At 70.5% G+C, this 4,233-nt stretch carries 2 protein-coding genes; both read left to right on the top strand.

Going from position 1 to position 4,233, the window contains the following annotated elements:
- Window positions 1–2,153, top strand: a 2,153-nt coding sequence (locus EIO58_RS13640; RefSeq protein ID WP_205789278.1) for a glycoside hydrolase family 127 protein, incomplete at its 5' end; no start/stop codon positions are given.
- Between the two features lie 28 nt (window positions 2,154–2,181).
- Window positions 2,182–4,155, top strand: coding sequence for an OmpL47-type beta-barrel domain-containing protein (locus tag EIO58_RS13645; RefSeq protein WP_164861707.1), 1,974 nt, complete (start codon window positions 2,182–2,184; stop codon window positions 4,153–4,155).
- Window positions 4,156–4,233: the final 78 nt, after the last annotated feature.

The raw sequence follows: 4,233 nt of genomic DNA on the forward strand, positions 1-4,233 counted from the left end.
CGGGACCCACCCGCTCGGCGCAGGTGGTTCGCGCGGGGCAGACGCTCGTCTACCCGGACTCCTGGTCGGTGCGGCCGTTCCCGCTGACGTCCGTCACCCTCGGACAGAGCGTGTTCACCCGTGCGCTGAACCAGCACCTCGTGCTGTACCGCGCTTACTCGGTCGACAAGATCCTCGCCGTGTTCCGCCGCAACGCCGGTCTCGACACGCGAGGCGCCACTCCGCCGGGCGGCTGGGAGGAGTACGGGCCGAACCCCGACGCGCAACGCTGGGGGCCGCGCGAGTATGTCCGCGGCCAGAACACGTCCGGTGCCGGCGGGTGCCTGCGCGGGCACTACGGCGGGCACTTCCTCAGCGGCATCTCGATGGCGTACGCCGCGACCGGCGAGCTCGCCCTGCTCGACAAGGTCAACGCGATCGTCGCGGGGCTCGAGGAGTGCCGGGCCGCCCTCGCCGCCCAGGAGTTCCAGGGAGAATCGCGCTACTCGCACCCCGGGTTCCTGTCGGCGTACGGCGAATGGCAGTTCTCGGCACTGGAGGAGTTCGCGCCGTACGGCGAGATCTGGGCGCCCTACTACACGCTGCACAAGATCCTCGCGGGACTCCTCGACGCGCACGCGCTGGCCGGCAACGACCAGGCGCTCGCGCTCGCCGAGGGGATCGGCCACTGGGTCTACAGCCGCCTGTCGACCTGCACGCCCGCGCAGCTCGCGCGCATGTGGGGGTCGTACATCGCGGGCGAGTACGGCGGCATGAACGAGGTGCTGGTCGAGCTGTACTGGCGCTCGGCCGACCCGCACAAGAGCGAGTTCCTCGACGCGGCGAAGCTGTTCACGCTGCACACGCTCGTCGACGCGTGCGCTGCGGGCACCGACACCCTCAACGGCAAGCACGCCAACCAGCACATCCCGCAGTTCCCGGGCTACGTCAAGCTCGCCGCCGAGACCGGCGACGGACACTACCTCGACGCCACCCGCGGGTTCTACGACCTGGTCGTTCCTGGCCGCGTGTACGCGCACGGCGGCACCGGCGAGGGAGAGCTGTGGGGTCCGGCGAACACGGTCGCCGGCGACATCGGGCCACGCAACGCCGAGTCGTGCGCGGCCTACAACATGCTCAAGGTCGCCAGCTACCTGTTCTTCAACGACCAGGACCCGAAGTACATGGACTACTACGAGCGCACGGTGCTCAACCACGTCCTGGGCGGCCGGCGCGACAGGGAGTCCACGAGCGGTCCGGAGAACCTCTACATGTACCCGGTGAACCCGGGCACCCGCAAGGAGTACGGCAACGGCAACATCGGCACGTGCTGCGGCGGCACCGGGCTCGAGAGCCACGTCAAATACCAGGAGGGCATCTACTTCCGCTCGGCCGACCAGTCCGAGCTGTACGTCAACCTCTACATCGCCTCGACGCTCACGTGGGAGGAGAACGGGCTCGAGCTCGAGCAGACGTCGTCGTATCCCGAGGGCGAGACGTCCACGCTCACGGTGACGGCAGCGCCCGACCGCGCGCTGAAGATGCACCTGCGCATCCCGGCGTGGTCGCGCGGCGTCGAGATCGAGGTCAACGGCGCCCCGGCCGGGATCGACGCGGAGCCCGGCTCCTACGCGACGATCGAGCGCACCTGGGCGGTGGGCGACACCGTGTCGGTGCGCATCCCGCTCGCGGTGCGCGCCGAGCAGGCGGTGGACCGGCCCGACATCCAGGCCCTCATGTACGGCCCCGTCGTCCTCGCCGCAACGAGCTCGTCCACGAGCTTCCTCAAGGTCTCGCTCGCGGACCGGCTCACCCTCACGGGGGACATCGCGCGCGGCATCTCGAAGACGCCGGCGAACGTCTTCACGATCGGAAACCTGACGTACGAGCCGGCATACAACGGCAAGGATGTCGCGTACCACATGTACTTCCAGCGGAACGAGCCCACGGTGACCTTCGCCGGGCAGGACTCGGGCGTCGCCAACCCGCGCCGGTCGGGCCGCACGCTGCTCGACGACGTGTGGGCGGGGGCGCCGTTCGCCGACCGCGCGGCGTTCCTCGCAAAGGTGGGCGAGGTGACGGCCTCGTACGTCGCAGACGGACTGCTCACCGCCCGCAACCGCCAGAAGATCCTGCTGGCCGCAGGCCGCGCCCCGATCGACACGGCGGTCTGACATGCCGAACAACACGGAGAGGACATCCATGCACACGCTTCGTTCCGGCAGGTCCGGCGTGAAGAGGATCGCCGCGGCCGTCGCGGTGACGCTGGCGCTCTCGGGCGCGGCTGCCGTCTCGGCGCCGGCGACTGCCGCCGAGGAGCCCTTCAACGTCGCCCTCGCGTCCGGTGAGAACGCGCCCGCGGTGGAGGTGAGCTACGTCACCGGGTGGAACTCGGCGGCCGCGCTGAACAACGGGAACGTCGCGCCGACCAATACGTACACCCAGATGTGGGGTACGTGGGGTGCCCCCGGCAACCCGACGCAGGACATCGCCACCTACACCTGGGAGCGGCCGGTCACGGTGAGCTCGTCGAAGCTCTACCTGTGGCAGAACCGCATCACCGGCGACGCGGGCGTCATGATCCCCGCCGCGTGGAAGGTCGAGTACCGCACCCTCTCGGGGGAGTGGGCGCCGGTGTCGGGAGCCGGGCTTGAGTACCCGCTTCCCGTGCTCGACACCGCGAACCCGGTGTCGTCGCTGCCGCCCGTGCAGGCGACCTTCGACGCGGTCACCACGACGGGCGTGCGCCTCGTGCTCGACCGGGTGGTGTTCGACGGCCAGCGCAAAGCCACGAGCGTCATCGAGTGGGAGGTGTGGGGCATCAACGCGCCGGTGGTCGATCCCGATCCCGAGGACCCGAACGCGTTCCTCGACTCGGAGCGCGTCGCGGTGCGAACGCTCACCGGCACCGCGCCGGTGCTGCCCGATCGGGTGTGGGTCATCGGCGAGGACGGACCGCTGACCTATGTCGACGTCGAATGGGCTGCGATCGCCGCGTCGAACTACGCGACGGCCGGAGAGTTCGAGGTCGTCGGCGACCCCGCGGGGTATGACGGGCAGACGGTCGCGGCCACGGTGTTCGTCGCCGAAGCGCTGTCAGAGGCGATCGACGCCGTCGATTACACCGCCACGATCACGACGCCCGGCGTCGAGCCGGTGCTTCCCGACACCGTGCGTGCCACCTACGACGACGGCACGGCCAGCAGCTCGGTCGACGTCGAGTGGGCCGCGATCGACCCGGCGTCCTACGCGGAGGCAGACGCGATCTTCGACGTCGAGGGCGCCGTGGCCGGCTACGAGCCCGGTGCCGTGGCGACCGTGTTCGTCGTCGAGCCGCTGACGCAGGCCGAGCCGATCGTCGCGATCGAGCTCGACTCCGCGCCCCAGGGCTCGGGGTGGTACACGACCGCTCCGAGCGTCACGATCACGGCCGACGAGACGGCGAGCCCGGTGGCGAGCATCGAGTACACCCTCGACGGCGCGACCTGGCAGGCCTACAGTCAGCCGTTCACCGTGGATGCGCAGGGCGAGGTCACCATCGGCGCTCGCGCAACGAGCGAGGACGGTGCGGTCGGCGAGGCATCCGAGTCCATCAAGGTCGACACCGTCGCGCCGCAGACCGGCATCGACTGGATCGTGGTCGACGGCACGTCGGTGACCGTGACTCTCACGCCGTCCGACGCGCAGCCGGGCTCGGGCGTCACCCGGACGGTCTGGTCGGATGGTCCCGACCCGTCGCCGACCGGCGAGACGAACAACATGTACGCCACGTACGAGGAGCCGTTCTCGGTGCAGCTGACGACCGAGCCGCGTTACGTCCACGTGCAGGCGCAGGATGCCGCGGGCAACGTCGAAGAGCACGTCACGGTCGAGCTGCCGACGCTCGTCGCCGACGGTCTCGATCTGCAGCCGACCGTGAGCCAGCGCTGCGTGGCGGGCAAGACGTACCTCGCGGTGTCGGTGCGCAACGCCGACGACGTCGCGGCCGACGTGACGGTGCGGACCGCGTTCGGCTCGAAGACGCTCAGCGGGGTCGCCCCGGGCACGGCGGCCACCTCGACGTTCGCGACGCGGGCGCTCGGGGTCGTGGCCGGCGAGGTCACCGTGACCGGCTCGGCCGGGGACGCGACCTACGAAGGGACGGTCGCCTACCCGGCGGTCAACTGCGGCTCCTGAGCCGCCCGCTGCGAACGGCCCGCGGTCTTCGGACCGCGGGCCGTTCCGCGTGCGCTCGGGCTCACGCGGAACCGCGCG

It is taken from the genome of Microbacterium sp. CPCC 204701, from assembly GCF_004010105.1.
Classification (GTDB): Bacteria; Actinomycetota; Actinomycetes; order Actinomycetales; family Microbacteriaceae; genus Microbacterium.